The sequence below is a fragment of the Actinomyces sp. oral taxon 849 str. F0330 genome, assembly GCF_000239715.1.
Taxonomy (GTDB): domain Bacteria; phylum Actinomycetota; class Actinomycetes; order Actinomycetales; family Actinomycetaceae; genus Actinomyces; species Actinomyces johnsonii.
Map to the genome: position 1 here is coordinate 1 of NZ_JH470400.1, position 876 is coordinate 876.

General features: G+C 75.9%; 1 pseudogene. It reads right to left on the bottom strand.

Annotated elements, in window-relative coordinates:
* Positions 1–687 (bottom strand): annotated as a pseudogene (locus tag HMPREF0975_RS16425) (hypothetical protein); the annotation flags it as partial.
* Positions 688–876 lie beyond the last annotated feature (189 nt).

An 876-nucleotide genomic window follows, 5' to 3' on the forward strand; every position in this document is an offset into this window, starting at 1 on the left:
GGGCGGGAGGTCAGCACGGCCGGACACGGCCGGGGCAGCCCCCTCCAGGCGGCTGACCTGGGCGAGGCGCTCGAGGTCGGCGGCGCTGCGGGGGCCGGCGTGTGAGATCCCTGCGGAGACGATGGTCTCGATGGCGGTTGCGACCGTTGAGAGGGCACCGCGCTGGCGGTCGCTGAGGGTGGTCGTCTCATCCGGCCACGGCCAAGGGCGGCCCGCTCGGGCGAAGAGCCGTATGACGGACTGGAGGCGCCAGGCCGCGTTGGCCGTCGGCGAGTGGCGCCCTGAGACGATCATGCCCCGTGGTCCCAGCCCAGCGATCACGACGACCTCGGGTGCGCCCGGCCAGGTGATGCTCAGGCGCCCGGGCGCACTGGTCACCTCGGTGCCGGTGGCGAGTCGGGCCGGGTCGAGGCCGGCCAGGGACGCCTGCACGCGCCGCCGGGCCTCTGCGCCCAGAGACTTCTCGACGCAGGCGGGATCCCAGGCGAGCACCTCCTCCAGGACCGGGTCGCTTCCGCTCTCATGGGCAGGCGCCTCGGGCGGCCGCGTCCCGGTGGGCCGCGCCTGAGACGGGGTGGGTCCCGTGGTCACCTCGGTGGCGCCGCTGTCCTCGGCGGTCCCACCGCGGTTGACGGCCTCTCGCATCCACAGGCAGGCGGCCAGGACGTGCAGGCAGATGCCGGCCACGGGGCAGGGACAGCGCGCGTCCTGGGGTCCGGCGGCCGTCAGGGTGACCGGGATCGGCGGCCGGCCGACCCGGATGGTGAGCGTCTCCGGCGCTGGATGCGGGGCGTGCGCCGTCGTCTGCGGGGCCTCTTTCGGACTCGACGCGTCCGGCCGCCAGCTCGGCGCGCCCGCGACGCAGCAGGCCCCGGT